Annotated in this window: 21 protein-coding genes; 11 read left to right on the plus strand and 10 right to left on the minus strand. The window is 69.1% G+C overall.

The features are described 5' to 3' along the window. Positions 1–27: 27 nt before the first annotated feature. The 5 genes from BUB20358_RS20715 to BUB20358_RS20735 form a co-directional block, all read right to left on the minus strand. Positions 28–1,335, minus strand: a complete 1,308-nt coding sequence (locus BUB20358_RS20715; RefSeq protein ID WP_035974351.1) for an MFS transporter — start codon at positions 1,333–1,335, stop codon at positions 28–30. Positions 1,336–1,452: 117 nt separating this feature from the next. Next, entirely contained in the window at positions 1,453–2,139 is a 687-nt protein-coding gene (locus BUB20358_RS20720; RefSeq protein ID WP_035974349.1) for a DUF4286 family protein, read from the minus strand. Positions 2,140–2,239: 100 nt separating this feature from the next. Then, positions 2,240–3,235 (minus strand): LysR family transcriptional regulator, encoded by a 996-nt coding sequence (locus tag BUB20358_RS20725; protein WP_035974347.1) that lies wholly within the window; start codon positions 3,233–3,235, stop codon positions 2,240–2,242. A 51-nt stretch (positions 3,236–3,286) separates the two neighbouring features. Beyond that, positions 3,287–3,493, minus strand: a complete 207-nt coding sequence (locus tag BUB20358_RS20730) for a hypothetical protein (RefSeq protein ID WP_045552238.1) — start codon at positions 3,491–3,493, stop codon at positions 3,287–3,289. A gap of 3 nt (positions 3,494–3,496) precedes the next feature. Beyond that, the gene (locus BUB20358_RS20735) at positions 3,497–4,288 is read right to left on the minus strand and encodes an SDR family NAD(P)-dependent oxidoreductase (RefSeq protein ID WP_006766193.1); all 792 of its coding nucleotides are present in this window, start codon (positions 4,286–4,288) and stop codon (positions 3,497–3,499) included. 455 nt (positions 4,289–4,743) lie between these two features. Here BUB20358_RS20735 and ypfJ point away from each other — a divergent pair, with 455 nt between their 5' ends. The 9 genes from ypfJ to BUB20358_RS20780 all read left to right on the plus strand — a co-directional run bounded on the left by ypfJ (position 4,744) and on the right by BUB20358_RS20780 (position 16,111). Then, positions 4,744–5,622 (plus strand): KPN_02809 family neutral zinc metallopeptidase, encoded by an 879-nt coding sequence (ypfJ, locus tag BUB20358_RS20740; protein WP_174905110.1) that lies wholly within the window; start codon positions 4,744–4,746, stop codon positions 5,620–5,622. Between the two features lie 483 nt (positions 5,623–6,105). Beyond that, positions 6,106–6,861, plus strand: a complete 756-nt coding sequence (locus tag BUB20358_RS20745) for a helix-turn-helix transcriptional regulator (protein ID WP_006766191.1) — start codon at positions 6,106–6,108, stop codon at positions 6,859–6,861. A 167-nt stretch (positions 6,862–7,028) separates the two neighbouring features. Beyond that, complete coding sequence (locus BUB20358_RS20750) at positions 7,029–8,534, plus strand: aldehyde dehydrogenase family protein (protein ID WP_006766190.1); 1,506 nt, start codon at positions 7,029–7,031, stop codon at positions 8,532–8,534. Positions 8,535–8,677: 143 nt separating this feature from the next. Then, positions 8,678–10,018 carry an aspartate aminotransferase family protein gene (locus BUB20358_RS20755; RefSeq protein WP_035974340.1) on the plus strand — a complete coding sequence of 447 codons (1,341 nt, stop codon included), beginning with the start codon at positions 8,678–8,680 and terminating at the stop codon, positions 10,016–10,018. A gap of 130 nt (positions 10,019–10,148) precedes the next feature. Next, a complete protein-coding gene (locus tag BUB20358_RS20760) occupies positions 10,149–11,645 on the plus strand; it encodes an APC family permease (protein WP_035975331.1) in 1,497 nt (498 codons plus the stop codon). Next, entirely contained in the window at positions 11,645–12,232 is a 588-nt protein-coding gene (locus tag BUB20358_RS20765) for a DUF3156 family protein (RefSeq protein ID WP_035975329.1), read from the plus strand. The genes BUB20358_RS20760 and BUB20358_RS20765 overlap by 1 nt, the downstream gene beginning before the upstream one ends. A 69-nt stretch (positions 12,233–12,301) precedes the next feature. Next, on the plus strand, positions 12,302–13,300 hold the full coding sequence (locus BUB20358_RS20770) for a helix-turn-helix domain-containing protein (protein WP_035975328.1): 999 nt from the start codon (positions 12,302–12,304) through the stop codon (positions 13,298–13,300). A gap of 274 nt (positions 13,301–13,574) precedes the next feature. Beyond that, positions 13,575–14,777 (plus strand): porin, encoded by a 1,203-nt coding sequence (locus BUB20358_RS20775; protein ID WP_006766185.1) that lies wholly within the window; start codon positions 13,575–13,577, stop codon positions 14,775–14,777. A 116-nt stretch (positions 14,778–14,893) separates the two neighbouring features. After that, positions 14,894–16,111, plus strand: coding sequence for a YeeE/YedE family protein (locus tag BUB20358_RS20780; RefSeq protein WP_035974338.1), 1,218 nt, complete (start codon positions 14,894–14,896; stop codon positions 16,109–16,111). A gap of 52 nt (positions 16,112–16,163) precedes the next feature. Here BUB20358_RS20780 and BUB20358_RS20785 read toward each other — a convergent pair whose 3' ends face one another. Next, positions 16,164–16,775: a LysE family translocator gene (locus BUB20358_RS20785; protein WP_035975327.1), complete on the minus strand. Its 612-nt coding sequence runs from the start codon at positions 16,773–16,775 to the stop codon at positions 16,164–16,166. Positions 16,776–16,859: 84 nt separating this feature from the next. Here BUB20358_RS20785 and BUB20358_RS20790 point away from each other — a divergent pair, with 84 nt between their 5' ends. Beyond that, positions 16,860–17,387 (plus strand): GNAT family N-acetyltransferase, encoded by a 528-nt coding sequence (locus BUB20358_RS20790; protein ID WP_035974337.1) that lies wholly within the window; start codon positions 16,860–16,862, stop codon positions 17,385–17,387. Between the two features lie 26 nt (positions 17,388–17,413). On the opposite strand, the gene BUB20358_RS20795 is transcribed toward BUB20358_RS20790, so the two are convergent. The 4 genes from BUB20358_RS20795 to BUB20358_RS20810 all read right to left on the minus strand — a co-directional run bounded on the left by BUB20358_RS20795 (position 17,414) and on the right by BUB20358_RS20810 (position 20,424). Continuing rightward, entirely contained in the window at positions 17,414–18,475 is a 1,062-nt protein-coding gene (locus BUB20358_RS20795) for an alkene reductase (protein ID WP_006766181.1), read from the minus strand. A gap of 82 nt (positions 18,476–18,557) precedes the next feature. After that, positions 18,558–18,866, minus strand: a complete 309-nt coding sequence (locus tag BUB20358_RS20800; RefSeq protein WP_006766180.1) for an ArsR/SmtB family transcription factor — start codon at positions 18,864–18,866, stop codon at positions 18,558–18,560. A 254-nt stretch (positions 18,867–19,120) separates the two neighbouring features. Then, complete coding sequence (locus BUB20358_RS20805) at positions 19,121–19,462, minus strand: cupredoxin domain-containing protein (protein WP_035974336.1); 342 nt, start codon at positions 19,460–19,462, stop codon at positions 19,121–19,123. 17 nt (positions 19,463–19,479) lie between these two features. Then, positions 19,480–20,424: a metallophosphoesterase family protein gene (locus BUB20358_RS20810; RefSeq protein WP_006766178.1), complete on the minus strand. Its 945-nt coding sequence runs from the start codon at positions 20,422–20,424 to the stop codon at positions 19,480–19,482. Between the two features lie 373 nt (positions 20,425–20,797). Between BUB20358_RS20810 and BUB20358_RS20815 the strand changes: the two genes are divergently transcribed. Beyond that, on the plus strand, positions 20,798–22,177 hold a 1,380-nt coding region (locus tag BUB20358_RS20815; protein ID WP_174905111.1), incomplete at its 3' end, for an ABC transporter permease.

Raw genomic sequence — 22,177 nt, forward strand, 5'->3', positions numbered from 1 at the left:
GCGAAGGGACGGGAACGTCGGCGGTGCTCATTGCGCGAGCGGCCGGTGCGCGGTCTCGCGGGCGACGAGAAGCGCGATCGACGTGACGACCAGCGCGGCGCTCACGTACAGCGATACGGCCGTCGTCGTGCCCGTCTGGCGGAACAGCGTCGCGATCACGAGCGGCGCGAATCCGCCGCCGACGATGCCGGCGAGCGTGTACGCGAGCGACGAGCCGGCATAGCGCACGCGCGTCGGGAACTGCTCGGTCACGAACGCGCCCTGCGGGCCGTACATCACCGCGTGGATCACGAGGCCGATCGCGACGGCCGCGACGATCGCAACCGGGCGCGCCGAATCGAGCAGCGCGAAGAACGCGAACGCCCACACGATGCCCGCGAGCGCGCCGGCCAGATACACGGGGCGTCGCCCGAACCGGTCCGACAGCGCGCCGAAGCACGGCACCGCGAGCGCGTTGCACGCGGTGCCGACCATCACGGCCGTCAGCGCGACGGGGCGCGACAGATGCAGCACGGTCGTCACGTAAGTCAGCGTGAACACGACGATCAGCGCGTACAGCACGTCCGAGCCGATCCGCGCGCCGCCCGCGACGAGCAGGCGCCGCCAGTGGCACTTCAGCACTTCGGCGACAGGCACGTCGGCGGTCGCATGCGACTCGGCGAGCTGTTCGAACTGCGGCGTTTCGTCGACACCGCGCCGCAGCCAGAAGCCGAACACGACGAGCAGTGCGCTGGCCGCGAACGGCACGCGCCAGCCCCACGACAGGAACTGCTGCGACGTGGTCGACAACGTGACGAGCGCGATGCAGCCGGTGCCGAGCAGCGTGCCGAACGACGGGCCGATCTGCGTCCACGATGCGGACAGCCCGCGCCGGCGCTGATCGCCGTGCTCGACCGACAGCAGCACCGCGCCGGCCCATTCGCCGCCGAGCGCGACGCCCTGCACGAAACGCAGCGCGACGAGCAGGATCGGGCTCACGATGCCGGCCGTCGCGTAGGTCGGCAGCACGCCCATCAGCGCGGTGGTGACGCCCATCAGCACGAGCGTGAGCATCAGCACCGCGCGCCGGCCGATCCGATCGCCGAGATTGCCGAACACGAAGCCGCCGAGCGGGCGCGACACGTAGCCGACCGCATAGGTCGAGAACGCGAGGATCGTGCCGGCCAGCGGATCGACCGACGGAAAGAACAGATGATTGAAGACGAGCGCGGCGAGCGTGTTGTAGATCGTGAAGTCGTACCACTCGAGCGACGTGCCGATCATGCTCGCGGTGGCGAGTCGGCTGTTGCGGACGCGGCGGCGCGCGTGGACGGCAGGCTGGGCGAGAGTGCTCATGATGGGTGGCGTGTCGTGATGGAAGACGTGGCAGAGGAACGCACGAACGGCCGGTGCGCGGGCAGCGTGCGTGCGCTGCTGCGGCACGGGCGGCGTTCGTCGTCGGCGATCAGGCGATCAGGCGGGCAGCGCGGCGGCGTCCGGCGTGGCCTGCGCGTCGCGGCACGCGGCCGGCGGCGACGGGGCCGCGCGCCACAGCAGGCCGAACGTACGCACGTCGTCGTGTCCGGCGAGCGCGGCGGCCACACGGCGCGTCGCCGCCGCGTCGCTGCCTTCGATCAGCACGAGCGCGTCGGCGTCCGCGCGTGCGCACGCATCGGCGCCGATCGGCGCGGACAGCTCGGGCACCGTGCAGAACAGTCGCGCCGCATGAATGCCGGGCTCGCGCAGTGCGGCGTCGAAGCGCTCGCGCAGCCGTCGCACGTCGATGCGCTGCGCCGGCAGCACGAACAGCGCGAGCTGCGCGCCTTCGCCGTCGCCGGCTTCGATCGTCAGTTCGCCGACGCGCCGCTGCGTGCCGGTCATGCGTTCGAAGTTCGCGAGCGACCACGCGGTCTGCTGCGCGAACGCGCGCCGATACGCGTCGCCGCGGAACACGTCGAGCGTGTCGGTCACGTACAGCGCGAGATACTTGCGCGGGCCGCCGTCGGTCGCACGAAAGCGGCGCGCGTGCGTGAAGCCGGGAATCGCGACGCGTTCCTGCATGTGCTCGCGGTCGTACCACGCGTTGAAATCGGCTTCGTGCTCGGCGTCGACATCGGTCCAGACGCAAAGCTGGCCGTGCGGAACGGAAAGACGGGTCATGGCGGGATTCCTTGCGACGGGTGTGTCAGGAATCCGCAGTGTCTCGAACGCGCGCGGTGCGCGTCCAACAAGAAAACAAATTCGCGGTGAACAGGTTTTCTTATGAGCGGCGCGGGCGGCGTTTCGCGGGCGCAGCGTTCGCGGCCGTCGCCCGCTTCGCGTGCTGGGTTTTCGCGACGCGCGGCGAGCGCGCGCCCGCGGCGTCGGGCCGTTGCGGCGCGGCCGGCATCGCGCGCGCGACGTCGCTTGCGAGCTCGGCAATGCGCGCGGCGACCGGCAGCCCTTGCGTGCGGTACGACGCGACGAGCGGCAGCGCGGGGAATTCGGGCTCGACGTCGAGCAGTTCGAGCGTGCCTTCGTGCAGCTCGCGGCCGATGATCGCGGGCGGCAATGCGGCCACGCCGAGCCCGTCGGCGACGAGACGGATCATCGCGGCGACCGACGTGATGCAGTTGATGCTCGCCGGGCGCTCGACGGCCGCGAACAGCCGCTCGATCGTCGCATGCGGCCCCGAGTGCCGCGAGAAGCTGATGATCGGAAACGCGGCGAGGCGCGCGACGTCGAGCCGTTCGCCGCCGAGCCCGAGGCGCGGGCTTGCGGCCCAGCGCACCGGGAATTCGCCGAGCGGCAGGTTCGTCACGTCGGGGCCCGGCACCGGGTCGGTCTGCAGAATCAGGTCGACCGCGTCGGTATTCAGCAGACGGATCAGATGCAGCGTCGTGTCGCTGGTGATCTCGACGTCGAGACGCGGATAGCGCTCGCGCAACTGCGCCATCAGCGCCGGAAACCAGCTGTGCACGATCGATTCGATCACGCCGATCCGGATCAGGCCCGCGTCGCTCGCCGCATCGATGTCGCGCCGCATTTCGCTGTCGAGCCGCACGATCCGCTCCGCGTACGCGAGCATGCGCCGGCCGGCGGGCGTCAGCGTGGCCGAACGCGTGTTGCGATCGAACAGGCGCACGTCGAACGCGTCTTCGAGCGACGCGATGCGGCTCGACACGGCGGCTTGCGTCGTGTGCAGTTTTTCGGCCGTGAGCCGGAAGTTTTCCAGCTTGGCGAGCCAGACGAAGGTTTCCAGAAACCGGATGTTCATCGCGTCCCGAACGTTGAGGCTGCGCCGCGCAGGCGGCGGGTTCCGGCGATGTTAATGGATTTCGGCAACGGCAACGGCGTCAGCAGCGGCATCGGCATCGGCAGCGGCATCCGCATCGGCAGCGGTAACGGCAATGGCAATGGCAATGGCAATGGCAATGGCAATGGCAATGGCAATGGCAATGGCAATGGCAATGGCAACGCGGTGAGCGATGCCGTTCCCGTCAAACGGCTCCCAACCGCTCCACCGCGCATCCACACATCAAAGCGCGTCGAATGCGAGCGTCGGTACGTCGACGATCGTCGCGCCGCCGTCGACGACGAGCGTGGCGCCGGTCACGAACGACGCGTCCGACGACGCAAGGAACGCGCACACGGCCGCGATTTCGTCCGCATCGGCTGCGCGCCGCAGCGGCACGTCGGCGCTCACGCGCGCATAGGCGCGTTCGAGCGTGTCGCCGTGCGCGTCGATCAGCGGCGTCATTTCCGCGTCGGCCATCGGCGTGCGGACCCAACCCGGACACACCGCGTTCGCGCGCACGCCGCGCGGCCCGTAGTCGCGCGCGAGCGACCGTGCGAGGCCGAGCAGTGCGTGCTTGCCGACCGTGTATCCGCACACGGCAGGCCCGGCCGCGAGCGCGGCGATCGATGCGACGAGCACGATGCTGCCGCGCTGCGCGATCAGGTCGGGCAGGCACGCGCGCGCGCTGACGAATGCGGTGTCGAGGTTCGCGTGCATCGCGCCGCGCCACTGCGCGTCGTCGGTCTCGTCCGCGCGGCCGATACCGTGCCCGCCCGCGCAAGCGACGAGCGCGTCGATGCGGCCGAAGCGCTCGGCGATCCGCGGCATAAAGCGCGCCCAGTCCTCGGTGCCGGCCGCGTCGCCGGCGAGCGCGAGTCCGCCGGTTTCGGCTGCGAGCGCGTCGAGCGGCGCACGACGGCGTCCGATCAGTACGACGCGGTCGCCTCGCCGCGCGAAACGGCGCGCGCACGCGGCGCCGATCCCGGTGCCGGCGCCGGTGATCGCGATCGTGCGCGGTTCTGCGTGGGTCATCTCGTTCTCCGGAAACTTGGGGTTCCGGTCACTTTAGGGCGCGCGGGCCGATGCCGGTATCCGCCGAACGGATGAACGTGCGGCGGTGCGCGCGGAGCGGCGGCGCTCGATCGTGAAGACCAGCCGGCCACCACCGCACCGTTTTGCAAAGGCTGACGATGTTCGGCCCCGAATCGCTCTATCCTCCCGATTTTTGGGACGGACCGCAAAATCCCGGCAAAATAGCGCGGGCGGGCGAGCGTATCGACGCACGGCGCGTCGGCCGGCTCGGTCGCGCAACGGAGCAATGGTGCAACGGGCGCAACGCGGGCAACCCATGCGGCACGCATGCAGCGGCGGCGCGAACGCGCGGCCGATACGCAGGGATCGCGCGTTCCGCCGGATCGTGCCGCGGCGGCTCGTCGCGCGGTTGCGAGCGCGCGGCACGCGAGTCGAAAGAACAGGGAGGGCCGGCTATGAGGCTGGACGACGAAAGAGAAAGCATGAACGTCGAGGATCGCCGCGGTGCCGGCGGCTTCGGCGGTGGGCGCGCGACGATCGGCATCGGTACGATCGTGATCGCGCTCGCCGCGTCGTATTTCTTCGGGATCGATCCGCGCGTCGTACTCGAAGGCGCGTCGGCGCTGCAGGGCAGGCAGCGGCAGGCGCAGCCGGCGCCGACCTCGCAGCAGGGTGCGCCGGCGAACGATCCGGGCGCGGTGTTCACGCGCAAGGTGCTCGGCAACATCGAGCGCACGTGGACGGGCATCTTCGACACGCAACTGCACGCGCAGTACGCGCCGCCGAAGCTCGTGATGTTCACGAATGCGACGCCGACCGCGTGCGGCACCGGCCAGACCGCGATGGGGCCGTTCTACTGCCCGGCCGACCGCAAGGTGTACATCGATCTCGGTTTCTATGACGAACTGCGCCGGCGCTTCGGCGCGGGCGGCGATTTCGCGCAGGCGTATGTGATCGCGCACGAAGTCGGGCATCACGTGCAGAACCTGCTCGGCATTTCGGACAAGGTCGACGCCGCACGCCGCCGTGCGAGCGACGCGCGTTCGAACGCGCTGTCGGTGCGGATGGAACTGCAGGCCGACTGCTTCGCGGGCGTGTGGGCGAACAATGCGCAGCGCGCGAACCAGCGGCTGATCGAACCGGGCGATTTCGAGCAGGGGTTGAAGGCCGCGGCCGCGATCGGCGACGACCGGCTGCAGCAGCAGGCGCAAGGCTACGTCGTGCCGGAGAGCTTCACGCACGGCAGCAGCGCGCAGCGCGTGTACTGGCTGCGGCGCGGAATGGAATCGGGCGAACTGAGCGCCTGCGACACGTTCGCCGCGAACGCGCGCTGACCGGCGGAGCGCGGTGCCGCTGGTCGCGGCTCGTGGTGGGTGCTGGTGGCTCATGACTCATGGCTTGTGGCTCAGCGCTCCGAGCTCAGGCTCAGGACTCAGGCTCAGGACTCAGGCTCAGGACTCAGGCTCAGGACTCAGGCTCAGGACTCAGGCTCAGAACTCAGATTCAAAGCTCGGTCTCGGTCTCGGTCTCGGTCTCGGACTCCGATCTCCGGTTTCCGATCTCCGATCTCCGGTTTCCGGTTTCCGGTCTCCGAGCCCCGAGCCCCGAGCCCCGAGCCCCGAGCCCCGAGCCCCGAGCTCAACGCTTCGGGCTCCAGGCTCCGGCTCAAGACTCACGGCTTGCGACTCGTGGCTCGTGGCTCGCGCCCCACACCCCGCGCCCACATTCGATTTGCCGATTTGCGCTCACCGCCCCTCGCCGGCGCCGGTACGCTGGCCCGCACTTCGACGCATTCGTTCGCGTGCCAGCCGACTCCGATGCCTGCCTCCACCGTTCCCGACGATCACCCGGATGCCGCCGACTGGCATCGCGCGCTGCGCGCGTGCGTCGATGCGTTCGACGCGTTCGCGAGCCCGTCCGCGGTCGTGTTCTATCGGCTCGACGACAGCGGCGAGCCGGCCGACTTCGAACTGTTCGGGATGCCGGAGTCGATGCATCGCGCGTATGTCGCGCGCTACCGGACGCTCGATCCGCTGCATCCGTCGCGCTGCGCGGCCGGCGCGCGCGCGGTCGTGACGCTCGCGTCCGAACTGCCCGACGAACGACGCGACGCGTCCGCTTACTGGACCCGCTTCCTGCGTCGGCACGGCGCGGCCGACGTCGTCGAGATCTGGCTGCGCGATGCGGGCCGCACGGTCGGCGCGTTCTCGCTGCTGCGTTTCGCGACCGATCGGGCACGCGGCCGCGCCGCCTGCACCGGCGCCGACGACGGCACGACGGCCCGCTTCGCACCGGGCGAGATCGACGCGCTCGCGCGTCTGCAGCCGGTTGCCGAAGCCGCGCTCGGCCCGCTGCTGCGTGCGCGGCGCGGGATTCACCGGATCGGCTGCGAAGCGCGGCTCACCTACCGCGAGGAACAGATCGCGCGTCTCGTGCGCGACGGCCGCTCGAACAAGGAGATCGCGCGCGACCTTGCGCTCGGGCAGCCGACGGTCAAGACGCACCTGATGCGCATGTACCGGAAGCTAGGCGTATCGAACCGGACCGGCCTCGTGGGCGCGCTGTTCCTGTAATCCGGTTCGCGCGTGCGGGCACGGCCGCCGTATCGCACGGCGGCCGTTTCGATACGTCATACGCTGCCAATTTGCGCTCACGGCGCGCATGTCGCGCTCGATAAAGTCGTGTCACATCCGCGTGCCCACGCGCGCGCGGCCCGGCCACGACAACCCTCGAGACGCCCATGACTTCCTCTCCGACTTTCGTCGCCGTCAGCGACACCGTGCGCGCGTTCGTCGCGCGCGACTTCGGCCTGTTCATCGACGGCGACATGCAGCGCGCGCACGCGGCCGCGCGGCTCGACGTGTACGACCCCGCGACCGGCGAACGGCTGGCGACGGTGGCGGACGCCGACGCGCACGACGTCGACCGCGCGGTCGCCAGCGCGAAGAGCGCGTTCGACGCGCGCGTGTGGAGCGGGCTGCGCCCGGCCGACCGCGAGCGCATCCTGCTGAAGCTCGCCGACCTGATCGAACGCGACGCGGAGACGCTCGCGCAGCTCGAAACGCTGAACCAGGGCAAGTCGATCCACGTGTCGCGCGCGGTCGAAGTCGGCGCGAGCGTCGAATACGCGCGCTACATGGCCGGCTGGGCGACCAAGATCACCGGCCAGACGCTCGACGTGTCGATTCCGTTCCCGCCCGGCACACGCTATACGGCCTATACGCGCAAGGAGCCGGTCGGCGTGGTCGCCGCGATCGTGCCGTGGAACTTCCCGCTGATGATCGCCGTGTGGAAGCTGATTCCGGCGCTCGCGGCCGGCTGCACGATCGTGCTGAAGCCGTCGCCGGAAACGCCGCTCACCGCGTTGCGGCTCGCCGAGCTCGCGCGCGAAGCGGGCGTGCCGCCCGGCGCGTTCAACGTCGTGACCGGCGGGCGGACGTGCGGCGCGGCGCTCGCGAGCCACCCGTCGATCGCGAAGATCTCGTTCACCGGCTCGACCGCGACCGGCAAGCTCGTCGGCGCGGCGGCCGTGCAGAACATGACGCGCTTCTCGCTCGAGCTCGGCGGCAAGAATCCGATCGTGATGCTCGACGACGTCGACGTCGCACAGGCGCTCGACGGCGTCGCCGCCGGCGCATTCTTCAACCAGGGTCAGGTATGCGCGGCCGCGTCGCGCATCTATGTGCATCGCAGCCGGTTCTCGCAGCTCGCGGACGGTTTGGCCGGCGTCGCGAACGCGATGAAGCTCGGGCCGGGCCTCGACATGGCCGCGCAGGTCAATCCGCTCGTGTCCGCGCATCACCGCGACAAGGTCGTCGCGCACATCGAACGCGCGCGCCGCGACGGGCTGACGTTCCTCGCGGGCGGCACGCTGGCCGACGATCTGTCCGGCTACTTCGTGAAGCCCGCGGTGATCGCCGATCCGCATCCGGACAGCGCGATCGTCCGCGACGAGGTGTTCGGCCCGGTGATCGTCGTCGTGCCGTTCGACGACGCGGCCGACGCGGTGCGTCTCGCGAACGCGTCGCCGTACGGGCTCGCGGCGAGCATCTGGAGCAACGACCTGAAGCGCGTGATGAATCTGGTGCCGCAGATCGAGGCCGGCACCGTGTGGGTGAACTGCCATATCCCGCTCGATCCGTCGATGCCGTTCGGCGGCTACAAGCAATCGGGGATCGGCCGCGAATTCGGCCAGTACGCGATCGAAGGCTTCACCGAAACGAAATCCGTGTGCATCGCGCACTGAGCGCGACACGCGACACGCGCGTCGCGCCGGCGCGCCGGCGCGCGATCGCGCACGGCCCGCGGTCGCAGCAGCACGACGACATACCACCGACCGACATCCCCCCGACATACGAGCGTTCAACCGATCCGATAGTGGAGACTGCAATGAGCTACAACGAAGCGAAATTCTGGCACCCGATGCTGCACCCGAACGAAATGAAGCGGCGCAAGCCGATCCGCATCGTGCGCGGCGACGGCTGCTACGTGTTCGACGAGCACGGTAGACAACTCGTCGACGGCGTCGCGGGCCTGTGGAACGTGAACGTCGGCCACAACCGCCGCGAAGTGAAGGACGCGATCGTGCGCCAGCTCGACGAGCTCGAATACTTCCAGCTGTTCGACGGGATCACGCATCCGCGCGCGGAGGAGTTGTCCGCGAAGCTGATCGACATGCTCGAACCGGAAGGCATGCGTCGCGTGCTGTACAGCTCGGGCGGCTCGGACTCGATCGAGACCGCGCTGAAGATCGCGCGCCAGTACTGGAAGGTGCGCGGCCAGGCCGACCGCACGAAGTTCATTTCGCTGAAGCAGGGCTATCACGGCACGCACTTCGGCGGCGCGTCGGTGAACGGCAACACGGTGTTCCGCCGCAACTACGAGCCGAACCTGCCCGGCTGCTTCCACGTGGAGACGCCGTGGCTGTACCGCAATCCGTTCACGCAGGATCCGGACGAGCTCGGCCGCATCTGCGCGGAGATGCTCGAGCGCGAGATCCAGTTCCAGAGTCCCGACACGGTCGCCGCGTTCATCGCGGAACCGGTGCAGGGCGCGGGCGGCGTGATCGTGCCGCCGGCGAACTACTGGCCGCTCGTGCGCGAGGTGTGCGACCGCTACGGCGTGCTGCTGATCGCCGACGAGGTCGTTACCGGCTTCGGCCGCAGCGGCAGCCTGTTCGGCAGCCGCGGCTGGGGCGTGCGGCCGGACATCATGTGTCTCGCGAAAGGCATCTCGTCGGGCTACGTGCCGCTCGGCGCGACGGCCGTGAACGGCCGCATCGAGGACGCGTTCGACGGCAACGCCGACTTCGGCGGCGCGATCATGCACGGCTACACGTATGCGGGGCATCCGGTCGCGTGCGCGGCGGCGATCGCGAGTCTCGACATCGTCGTGAACGAGGACCTGCCAGCGAACGCGGCGAAGCAGGGCGCGTATCTGCTCGACGCGCTGCAGCCGTTCGCGGAGCGCTTCGCGGCGGTCGGCGAGGTGCGCGGCAAGGGACTGATGCTCGCGCTCGACCTCGTCGCCGACAAGCGCACGCGCGAGCCGATCGATCCGCTGTCCGGCTATGCGAACGCGGTGGCCGAAGTCGCGCGCGAACACGGCGTGTTCGTGCGTCCGGTCGGCACGAAGATCATCCTGTCGCCGCCGCTCGTGATCCAGCGCGAGCAGCTCGACCGGATCGTCGATGCGCTCGCGGCGGGCTTCGAGGCCGTGCCGTTCGCGTGACGACCGGCGACGGGCGGCCGGCGGCGGGTGGCGTCGCGCCCGCCGCCCGCCGGTTTGCCGATTTGGGCTATGCCCGGCTTTTTTTGCCTGCGTATTTTTTCGACATCGAACAAACGAGATGGAGGCAGCGATGTCGGGATCGTCAGGGTTTACGCGTGCCGCGGCCGGCACATCCGGCGCGGCGCCGGCCGAAGCGGGCGGCACCGCGCTGAACGCGGGAGCGGTCGGTTTCCCGACCGCGCTCGCGAGCGCGGTCGGCCTGATCATGGCGAGCCCGGTGATTCTCACCGCGACGTCGGGGTTCGGGATGGGCGGCTGGGCGTTCGCGGTCGCGATGCTCATCGCGTTCGTGATGATGCAGGCGCAGGCGACGACGTTCTCCGAAGCCGCCGCGATGCTGCCGACCGCCGGCTCGGTTTACGACTACCTTTCGTGCGGGCTCGGCCGCTTCTGGGCGATCACCGGCACGATTTCCGCGTATTTCCTCGTACACGTGTTCGCCGGCACGGCGGAAACGATCCTGAGCGGCATCATGGCGCTCGTCAACTTCGAATCGCTGAACGCGGCGCTCGAGAAGCACAACAGCTCGTGGCTCGTCGGCGTCGGTCTGGTCGTCACGTTCGCGATCACCAACATCGTCGGGATCAAGGTGTTCAGCAAGCTCGAGATCGTGCTGACGGCCGGCATGTGGCTGTCGCTGATGATCTTCGGCGTGCTCGGGCTCGCGGCCGCGCCGGCCGTGCAGCTGGACGGCTGGTTCGGCGGGTCCGCGATCGGCACGTCGGTGCCGGCCGTGCTGTCGCTGGTCGGGATGGCGATGTTCATGTTCGTCGGCTGCGAGTTCGTCACGCCGCTCGCGCCGGAGATGAAGGCGCCGGGCCGGACGATTCCGCGCGCGATGGCGCTCGGCCTCGTCGGCGTCGCAGTCTGCATGTTTCTGTATGGCGCGGCGATTCGCCGCCAGGTCGCGAACGTGCCGGTGAGCGCCGACGGCCTCACGCATCTGCTCGACACGCCGGGCGCGATTCCCGCGTTCGCGCTGCAGGTGCTCGGCCCGTTCGGCCGCGTGTGGTTCGGCATTGCGTTCCTGTGCGCGGGCGCCGCGACGATCAACACGCTGATGGCCGGGCTGCCGCGCATCCTGTACGGCATGGCGATCGACGGCGCGCTGCCGCGCTGCTTCGCGTATCTGCATCCGCGTTTCAAGACGCCGGTCGTCGGCATCGTCGCGGCGGCCGCGGTGCCGATCTTCCACGCGTGGCTGATCAACGGCAACCTCGACAGCATCCTGCATCTCGTGCTCGCCGCGACCTGCGCGTGGGGCACCGCTTATCTGCTCGTGACCGCGTCGGTCGTGATGCTGCGCATCCGCCGGCCGGATCTGCCGCGTCCGTACCGCTCGCCGCTGTTTCCGCTGCCGCAGATCGTGTCGAGCGTCGGCATCGTGCTCGCGATCTGGTACATCACGCCGCCCGGCATGAATGCGCGCGACATCTACGTGCCGTTCGGCGCGATGCTCGGGCTGACCGCGCTGTATGCGCTGTTCTGGACGATCGTCGTGCAGCGCCGTCATCCGTTCCGGCCGGTGCCGGTCGAGGAAGTGCTGCGCAACGAGCGCGTCGCATGATGAAGCGTGCGCTGCATCGCGGGCTCGCGCCGCCGGGCGGCCCGCTGCCCGCACGTCGGCCCGGCGCGCTCGTCGAGCGCGTGCTGGCCGACCTGCATGCGGTGCGCGACGCGGATGCGGCCGGCATCGTGACGGCCCGGTTGCCGAACGGCGTGCGCGTGGGCATCGGCGAGCAGGTCGAGCGCCAGTTCCTGATGCAGACGGCGAGCGTGACGCTGACGACGACCGCGTGCGGTCCGTCCGCGCACGGCCGCGCTCGCGTGCGGCAAACGGGGTGGCTGCGGCGCACCGGCATCGCTGCCGAACCCCGGCCGGGCAGCGATCGCGCATTCGTGCGGACGGTCGCCGCGCTCGTCGCCGAGCCGCCGTTCGCCGACGCGCTGCGCCCGCTGCATCTGACCGACTGCACGATCGACGCGTCGGACGGCCGCTGGACGCTCGCCGTCGTACCGTTCGGCGGCAGCGAGGTCGTGAACCGGCTGCCGTCGTTTCGCCGCTACGTGCGCGTGACCGACGAGCAGGCGGCGATGCTGTCGGCGGCCTTTCATCGATTCGAAACCGTGCTGCGCGGAATTTTGCGGGAGTAAGCTGTGGCGCGGCATGCCGCGCGCCGGCGGCGGCCGTATCGAGGAATCAGGGTTTTACCGGAGATGCCGATGCTGTTCCAGTCACGCTCACACGAAGACGTGCACGATCACGGGCTGGCGATCGCCGGCTGGCATCAGGTGTACCGCCAGATGACGCCCGGCCGCTTCAAGGGCACGGTCACGCAGGTGCTCGACGACGATTTCCACTTCTTCCGCGAGACGACGAACCGCCGCGTCGCGCAAACCGGCGTCGCGCCGGCCGCGCGCACGTCGCTTGCGGTACCGATTTCGGTGCCGCTCGCGGGCACGTTCCAGCGGCAGCCGGTCGACGGTTATGCGCTGCTCGCGCTGCGTGCCGGCGAGGATTTCGAGTTTCATACGCCGGAAGGCATGGGGCTCGTCGGCATCAGCGCCGCGTCGGACATGATCGACGAACTGTGCGAGGTTGAATTCGGCGCGGCCGGCATAGGCGCTGCCGGCGTAGGCGCGGCCGGCGTCAGCGCTTCGCGTTCGGGGGCCGCCGCTTCGCGCAGGCTGCGGCACGTGACGCGGCTGCCCGACGCGCAGGGTGCGGCGCTCGCCGCGCGGCTGTCGTCGCTGATCGACGACGCGCAGCGCAATCCGCGCTGCCTCGAATATGCGGCCACCCGCAAGATGTTCCGCGACGCGATGCTCGGCATGTTTCTCGATGCGCTCGATCAGGGCATCGGCGTCGAGCGCCGCGACATCACGCATGCGACGTACAGCGACATCGTCAGCCGTTGCGAGAAGCATCTGCGCGACCGGCCCGAGGAGCCTGTCACCGTGCTCGAACTGTGCCGCGCGCTGCGCTGCAGCCGCCGCACGCTGCAGACGAGCTTCCAGCGCGTCGCCGACGTCACGCCGGTCGGCTATCTGCGCACGATCCGGCTGAACGCGGTGAGGCGCCTGCTGCGCACGACGTCCGCGCAGCAGCTCGGCGTCGGCGAAGCGGCCGCGCGGTGGGGGTTCACGCACCTCGGCTATTTCGCGCGCGAATATCGCGACCTGTTCGGCGAACTGCCTTCGCAGACGTTGCGTCCCGACTGACACGATCGACACGGTCGACAAGCGTCGCGCCGCTCGAGCGAGCCGCGTGACGCAACCGCGCGCCGCGAACGCGCGATCGCATACGCACGCTCGCACGCGCACGCTCGCACGCGCACGCTCGCACGCGCACGCTCGCACAATATCGTCGACCGCACGCTGCACCGTTTGCCGATTTGCGATAGAGGTCCGAAATTTTCGCTGGATAGAGTCCTGTCACCCATATCGATAACCGCTTCGATTTGCACCGCGAATCGATCAGCCAAGGGGACGGGACATGACAATCGGACGACGACTCGCCGCAGCCGCGGCGACACTGGGCTGCATGCACGCACACGCGCAGGGCAGCGTGACGCTGTACGGCACGGTGGACACCGGCATCATCTATTCGACGAACCAGCAGTTCACGCGCGCGGACGGCAGCACCGGCGGCGGTCATGCGTGGCAGATGGGCGGCGGCAATCTCGTGCCGTCGCGTTTCGGATTCCAGGGCGCGGAGCCGCTCGGCGGCGGGCTGAGCGCGGTGTTCACGCTCGAGCAGCAGTTCCTGTCCGCGAACGGGCAGGCGTTGCAGGGCGGCACCGCATTCAGCCGGCAGGCATGGGTCGGGCTGCGCCAGGATGCGGTCGGCACGCTCGGGCTCGGCCGGCAATACGACTCGTACACGGACATGCTCGGCGCGTCCGTGTCGAGCAACAACTGGGCGACGCCGTACGGCTCGCATCTCGGCGACGTCGACAACCTGAACGCCGCGTTCAACTTCAACAACGCGGTGAAGTTCACGAGCGCCGACTTCAACGGCTTCACGTTCGGCGGCACGTTCAGCTTCGGCGGGCAGGCCGGCGACTTTTCGGCGAAGCGCGGCTATGCGGTGGCCGCGACGTATAGCCGCGCACCGGTGTCGCTGTCGATCGGCTATCTGGACCTGCATCAGCCGCTCGATGCGGCGCTCGGCGGCGCGAACGGCTATATCGGCGATTTCGCGTGCAGCAACCCCGGCGCGATGTACTGCCTGCTGCAGGACGCGCGCTCGATGCGCGCGTTCGGCGCCGGCGGCTCCGTGACGTTCGGCGCCGCGACGGTCGCGCTCACGTACACGCATACGCGCCTGGGCGACAGCCGCTATTTCTCGGCGAGCGCGCAGCCGCGTACGCAGGCGTTCACGTTCGACGTCGGCGAGCTGAACGTCACGTACCTGTTCACGCCCGCGCTGCAGGGCGGCGTCGCGTACATCTTCAACGCCGCGCACACCGACGGGCGCGGCACGACGCGCTTTCATCAGGTGAACGTCGGCGCGAACTACAGCCTGTCGAAGCGCACCGCGCTGTATGCGCTCGCGATCGGCCAGCTCGCGAGCGGCACGGGGCTCGGCACCGATGCGAATGGAAACGCGGCGAATTACGCGCAGATTCCGGTGCTCGGCAACAGCAATTCGAACCGGCAGCTCGCGGTGATGGCCGGCATTCGCGTGAATTTCTGAACCGGCCCGATCGGCGCTCCGCGCCCGGCGCACGTCGTTCCGTCCCTCTGCGAGCGTCGCGCAAACGCGCGAAAATGGCGGCTTTGCATGCTCGGATGCATCGATTGGGGGAGGTCATGTCGGATTGGGTGGGAATCGTGCCGCGACGCGCGGACGTCAATGCGAAGCCGCTGGCGATCGCGGCGCTCGTCATCGTTGTCGGCGCAACGTATCTCGCGCGCACGGTCGATGCGCGGATCGCCGCGCTGTTCGTCGTCGGCGCGCTGCTCGGCGTCACGCTGTATCACGCGGCGTTCGGCTTCACGTCCGCGTGGCGCGTGTTCATCGCGGATGGCCGCGGCGCCGGGCTGCGTGCGCAGATGGTGATGCTCGCGGTCGGCACCGCGCTGTTCTTTCCGGTGCTCGCGGCCGGCACGCTGTTCGGCAAGCCGGTCACGGGGCTCGTGTCGCCTGCCGGCACGTCGGTGGTCGTCGGCGCATTCCTGTTCGGGATCGGGATGCAGCTCGGCGGCGGCTGTGCATCGGGCACGCTCTATACGGTCGGCGGCGGGTCGACGCGAATGATCGTCACGCTCGCCGCGTTCATCGTCGGCTCGGTCGTCGCGACCGCGCACATGCCGTTCTGGACCGCGCTGCCGTCGCTGCCGCCGATCTCGGTCGTGAAGTCGTTCGGCGCGCTGCCGGCGCTGATCGGCAACTGGGCGCTGTTCGCGGCGATTGCCGCGCTGACGGTCGTCGTCGAGAAGCGCCGCCACGGGCGGCTCGTCGCGCCCGAGTCGCGAGCGAGCGTTTCCGCGCGCTGGCTGCAGGGTCCGTGGCCGCTCGTCGCCGGCGCGGTCGCGCTGGCCGTGCTCAACTTCGCGACGCTCGCGCTGTCGGGGCGTCCGTGGGGCGTCACGTCGGCCTTCGCGCTGTGGGGCGCGAAACTCGCCGGGCTGATCGGCATCGACGTCGCGAGCTGGCCGTACTGGCGCGCCGGCGCGAACGCGGCTGCGCTCGCCGCGCCCGTTGCGCGCGACGTGACGTCGATGATGGATGCCGGCATCGTGATCGGCGCAATGCTTGCCGCGGCGCTCGCGGGCCGCTATGCGCCGGTGTGGCGCGTGCCGCTGCGCTCGCTCGTCGCGGCGCTGGTCGGCGGCCTGCTGCTCGGCTACGGCGCGCGGCTCGCGTACGGCTGCAATATCGGCGCGTATTTCAGCGGGATCGTGTCGGGCAGCCTGCACGGCTGGCTGTGGCTCGTCGCCGCGTTCGCCGGCAACGCGATCGGCACGCGGCTGCGGCCGTGGTTCGGACTCGAGGTCGAGCGCGTACCGCGCGCGACCGGTTGTTGAGCGCCGCGCGTGCGGCGGCAGCGAGACGGCGCCGCGCGTCGGCCGCCGGCGGTTAACGCGTCGCGATCGCCACTGCCGCGCCGGCCATCGCGGTCGCGCTCGTGCGATTCGCGATCCGCTTCGCGCGCGTCGACGTGAGGAGCGCTCGCGCGCGCATCGCGAGCAGCGACCAGAAGCAGTCGGCGAGAATCAGGACCGCGAGCATCGTGCCCACCAGCTCGGCCCATGCGACGACGCCGACATGCGCGAGATCGACGATCGTCGGCAGCAGCGCGAGATAGAACAGCATGATCTTCGGGTTGCCGAGCGTAACCAGCGTGCCGGCAACGAACATGCGCAACGGCGACCGGCCGCGCGGCAGTTCGTCGGCGTCGGCGTCGGTCGGCGCGGTCCACATCTTCCATGCGAGAAACAGCAGATACGCGACGCCGAGCAGCTTCAGCACGAGCAGGCCGGTTTCGAACGTGCGTGCGAACGCCGACAGTCCGGCAACCGCGAGCGTGAGCCACAACGCTTCGCCGATCCACATCGCGGCGAGGAACGGCAGCACGTCGCGCACGCCGTTCGTCAGCACGCGCGCGACGAGCGCGGCGACGCTCGGGCCGGGCGTGCCGGCGGTCACGAGCAGGGCAAGGGCGAAGACGGCGAGTGCGGACAGCGTCATGACGAACCTCGTCGGATGCGGCATTCGGAATGCACGGGCTTTCGATTATAGTGACGGCCGTTTTCACTTGCCTGTGCCGTCGTGATGCCAGCCCCGATCCTGATCCGTCCCGCCACGCGCGACGACGCGGCCGCGATGGCCGCCGTCGAAGTGGCCGCCGCGCAGCGTTTTCGCGAGATCGGCATGGCCGACATCGCCGACGCCGGGCCGACCGATGCGGCCGACGTGCTCGCACGCATCGATGCCGGCCGCGCGTATGTGGCCGTCGATGCGCAACGGGCATGCGTCGGCTTCGCGTTCTATCGGCTGCTCGATGCGCGGCGGCTCTATCTGGAGGAGCTCGACGTCGCGCCGTCGCACGCGGGGCAGCGGATCGGCGCGCGGCTGATCGAGCACGTCGCCGCGCGCGCGGCCGACGACGGCATCGCGCAGATCGTGCTGTCGACGTTTCGCGATGCGCCGTGGAACGCGCCGTACTACGCGCGCCTCGGCTTTCGGATCATCGACGACGCGTCGCTCGACGCCGCGTTGCGCGAGATCCGCGCGCATCACGTCGCGCGCGGACTCGACGAGACGAAGCGCGTATTCATGCGCGCGGACGTGCGCGCGTGAACACGTGAACGCGCGGTGCGAGGCCGTCAGGCCGCGTCGCCGAGCGCCGGGTAGTCGGTATAGCCCGTTTCGCCGTCCGCATAGAACGTTTCCGGCACCGGCCGGTTGAGCGGCGCACCGAGTTCGAAGCGCTTCGGCAGATCGGGGTTCGCGATGAACAGCTTGCCCCATGCGATCGCGTCGGCGTCGCCGTTCGCGAGTGCGGCCTGCGCGGTATCGAGCGTGAATTGCTCGTTCGCGATCAGCGGGCCGCCGAACGCTTCCTTCAGCTTCGGGCTCAGGTGATCGCCCGAATACGACTCGCGCGTGAAGATGAACGCGATCTTGCGGCGGCCGAGCTCGCGCGCGACGTAGCCGAACGTCGCGGCCGGGTCGGAGTCGCCCATCGTGTGCGCGTCGCCGCGCGGCGCGAGATGGACGCCGACGCGGCCGGCACCCCACACGTCGATCGCCGCGTCGACGACTTCGAGCAGCAGGCGCGCGCGATTCTCGATCGGGCCGCCGTACGCGTCGGTGCGGCGATTCGTGCTGTCCTGCAGGAACTGGTCGAGCAGATAGCCGTTCGCACCGTGAATCTCGACGCCGTCGAAGCCGGCGGCCTTCGCGTTCTCGGCTCCGTTCCGGTAGGCGGCGACGATGCCGGGGATTTCGTCGAGTTCGAGCGCACGCGGCGTCACGTACGGCCGCGGCGGACGCACGAGGCTCACGTGGCCGCCCGCGGCGATCGCGCTCGGCGCGACCGGCAGCTCGCCGTTCAGGAACATCGGATCGGAGATCCGGCCGACGTGCCACAGCTGCAGCACGATGCGGCCGCCGGCCGCGTGCACGGCCTGCGTCACGCGCTTCCATCCTTCGACCTGTTCGTCCGACCAGATGCCCGGCGTGCGCGCATAGCCGACGCCTTGCGGCGTGACCGACGTCGCCTCGGTGATGATCAGGCCGGCCGATGCGCGCTCCGCGTAATAGCGCGCCATCAGATCGTTCGGCACGCGCGCGTCGCCCGCACGGGAGCGGGTGAGCGGCGCCATCACGATGCGGTTCGGCAGGGTCAGGTCGCCGAGGGTAACGGGATCGAACAGAGTAGGCATGGCAGAAATCCTTGTCGAAAAACGCGGGGCCGCCGGCACGCGGCGTGCGGCGCACGCACGCATGGCCGGCCGGGGCCGCGGATCAGAGTTCGCGACGCAGCGCGTCGATGAAGGCGTCGATGACGGCCTCGTTGCGCCGGAAGAACGCCCACTGGCCGATCCGCGTCGACGTCACGAGCCCCGCGCGCTGCAGCGTCGCGAGGTGCGCGGAGACGGTCGACTGCGACAGCCCGCAACGCGCGTCGATCTGCCCCGCGCAGACGCCGTGGTCGTACGACAGCGTCTGCTCCGGGAAATGCACGTCGGGCGTTTTCAGCCAGACGAGGATTTCGCGGCGAACAGGGTTCGAAAGCGCTTTGAGGATTGCGTCGATGTCGAGATCGGTCGGCATGGAAGACGGATGGCGGTTCAATCGGGCAAGCGAAGTATCGTCGATGTGCGAATCTTATATCGGAAATTGACGATATAGACGAAGGCACTGCCCGCAATGGGGTTGATAGCGTCGCTACCCGGTTGTGGGCGACGCGTCGATCCCGGCGGCGCGCATCGGCGGCCGGTCGAATCGGCCGGCGGCGGTGGGGCGGCGGGGCACGACCGCGATGCGCGGCGGTCCCGGCTTCCATGCGCGCCGCCGGCCGCACTCGTTCATTCGACCGTGATCGTCTCCTTCATGTACGGATGAATCCCGCAGAACACCTTGTACACGCCCGGTTTGTCGAAGCGGAACGAGTAGGTTTCGTCCTGGTCGAGCGCTGTCGAATGAAAGATGCCGGCATCGTTGACGACCGTATGCGGCTCCGCGTCAAGGTTCTTCCACGTGACGGTCGTGCCGGCCTTGATCGTCGTCGACATCGGCGCAAACATGAAGTTGCGGATCGTCACGAGCGGGCCGGCCGGGCCTTGCGCGAACGCGGCGAGCGGCGCGTTGCCCGCGGCCGCGCACAGCAGCAGTGCGGCGGCTCGCCGGGGGCGGATGAAGCGGATCATGTCGGTCTCCTTGCAGCTCACGCGAGCGTCGTGTCGTGCAGCGCCGACGTCGCCGGGTGACCGGCGAACTCGACGGTCGTCACGCCGAGCATCGCCGGCAGCCGGTCGCGCGGCACGGTGAGCGGCACGGGCCCCGGACCGTTGCCGGCCATCGGCTGCGGAAACGCGGTCGAGCGCGCGGTGTGAAACGTCACGTTGCCCTCGACCTTCGACACGATCTGATGGATGTGTCCGTTCAGCACCGTGACCGAGCCGAAGCGCCGCAGCAGCGCCATCGTCTGCGGCGCGTCGCCGGTTCCCCATCCCCACGGCTCGTAGATGGTCCACATCGGCATGTGCGAGAACACGACGATCGGCGTGCTCGACGATCTGCCACGCAAATCCTGCGCGAGCCACGCGAGCTGGTCTTCGCCGAAACTGCCGAGCCCGTTCGGCTTGAAATGCATCACGTTGACGAGCGCGACGAAGTGCACGCCCGCGTGATCGAAGCTGTAATAGCCGCGATCGTTCGATGCATGGCCGAACCGGCTGAAGTATTCGGCACCCGAGCCGTCGGTCACGTCGTGCTCGCCGGGCACCGTATGAAGCTCGGGCGCGCGCAGGCCGGACAGCAGTTGCGACGCATGGTCGAATTCCTCCGGCTTCGACAGATGCGTGATGTCGCCGGTATGGATCGTCAGTGCGGGGGCGATCGGCAGCGCGTTCACGAGTTCGACGGTCTGCCGCAGCGTCGCGGCGACGTCCGGATTCGCGTCCTTGTTGAAGCCGATGTGCGTGTCGCTGATCTGCACGAACAGCGGCCGGCCTGCATCGTCCGGGCGGGCGCTGCCGCTCTGCGCGAGCGCGAGATCGAACGGCGTCAGAACGCCGCCCGACAGCGTGAACAACGTGCCGAGGCCGCCGAAGGCCATGCACTGCAGCGCATGACGCCGCGACGGGCGGGTAGGGGTCGATGAAGACATGTCAGCCTCGCAATCGTATGACGGAGCCGGACGGCCGGATCGTCCGCGAATAAACCGGCGTTCGCCTGTGATACCGGGGGCGACGCCGGTTTATTCCTGCAGTGGGGAAGGCCGGATGCAGCGAGCATGCGAAAGCGGAAATCGGGCGATCGAAAGATGACTTGTTAATGTCCTGTAATTGACACGTCATATCGGCGTCATTGCGACTCGATAGCCTGCTTCACCGATTCGTTCGCGGTATCGGCTCCGTGTGCGGCGCCTGCGATATCGCGAGTACGGCGGGCCGCGCGGCGCGTGGCGTGTTGCGCGTCGTGCGTTGCGCATCGCACCGGCCGGATCTCATCGAATTCCAATCCGACACGACACGCTACCGATGGACATCAGTTTCGATCCGAACCGTACCGCGCACGCTTCGGCGTGGCGCGTGCTGCCCAATCGCTGGGATGCCGTCGCGTTTCCGCTGATCATCTGCATGCTTGCGATGGCGATCGTCGGTTTTCATCAGACGATGGCGCCGATCGGCACGCTGCAGGCGCAGAAGATCTCGCTCGATCCGTCGAATCTGCCCGAATATGCGCTGCGCACGACGCTGCGGATGCTGGCCGCGATGGTCGCATCGCTCGCGTTCACGCTCGTCTACGGCACGCTCGCCGCAAAAAGCCGGCGCGCGGGGATGGTGCTGGTGCCGATCCTCGACATCCTGCAGTCGGTGCCGGTGCTCGGCTATATCTCGTTTACGGTCACGTTCTTCCTCGCGCTGTTTCCGGGCCGCGTGCTCGGCGCGGAGCTCGCGGCGATCTTCGCGATCTTCACGAGCCAGGCGTGGAACATGACGTTCAGCTTCTATCAGTCGCTGCGTACGGTGCCGCGCGATCTCGACGAAGTGTCGCGCGGGTTCCATCTGACGTCGTGGCAGCGCTTCTGGAAGCTCGAAGTACCGTTCTCGATGCCGGGGCTGATCTGGAACATGATGATGTCGATGTCGGGCGGCTGGTTCTTCGTCGTCGCGTCGGAGGCGATCACGGTCGGCAATCGGTCCATCACGCTGCCGGGCATCGGCGCGTATCTTGCGCAGGCGATCGCCGACCGCAACCTCGGCGCGGTCGGCTGGGTGATCCTCGCGATGACGGTCGTGATTCTGGCCTACGACCAGCTGCTGTTCCGCCCGCTCGTCGCATGGGCCGACAAATTCCGGATGGAGAACACGAGTTCGGGCAACGCGCCGGAATCGTGGCTGCTCGACCTCGTGCGCCGCACGCGGCTGATTCATCAGCTGCTCGTGCCGGCCGGCTGGTTCTTCGCGAAGGCCGCGCGGATTCCGCTGCGCCTGCCGCTGTCCGGCGCGATCCGCTTCACGCTGCCGCGCGTCGAGAAGAAGGCGTCGCGCGTGGCCGATGCCACGTGGGCGGTGGTCGTGCTGGTCGCGACCGCTTACGTCGTGTGGCGCGTGTTCAGCTTCGTCGCGACCGGCGTGACGATGGCCGACGTCGGTCACGTGTTCGTGCTCGGGCTGATCACGCTGCTGCGCGTCGTCGTGCTGATTGCGATCGCGTCGGTGATCTGGGTGCCGATCGGCGTATGGATCGGCCTGCGCCCGGCGCTCGCCGAGAAGATGCAGCCGCTCGCGCAGTTCCTCGCCGCCTTCCCGGCGAACCTGCTGTTTCCGGTGTTCGTGGTCGTGATCGCGCGCTTCAACCTGAATGCGGACATCTGGCTGTCGCCGCTGATCGTGCTCGGTACGCAGTGGTATATC

Origin of the sequence: Burkholderia dolosa (assembly GCF_902499135.1) — a bacterium.
In the GTDB taxonomy this organism is placed as follows: domain Bacteria; phylum Pseudomonadota; class Gammaproteobacteria; order Burkholderiales; family Burkholderiaceae; genus Burkholderia; species Burkholderia dolosa.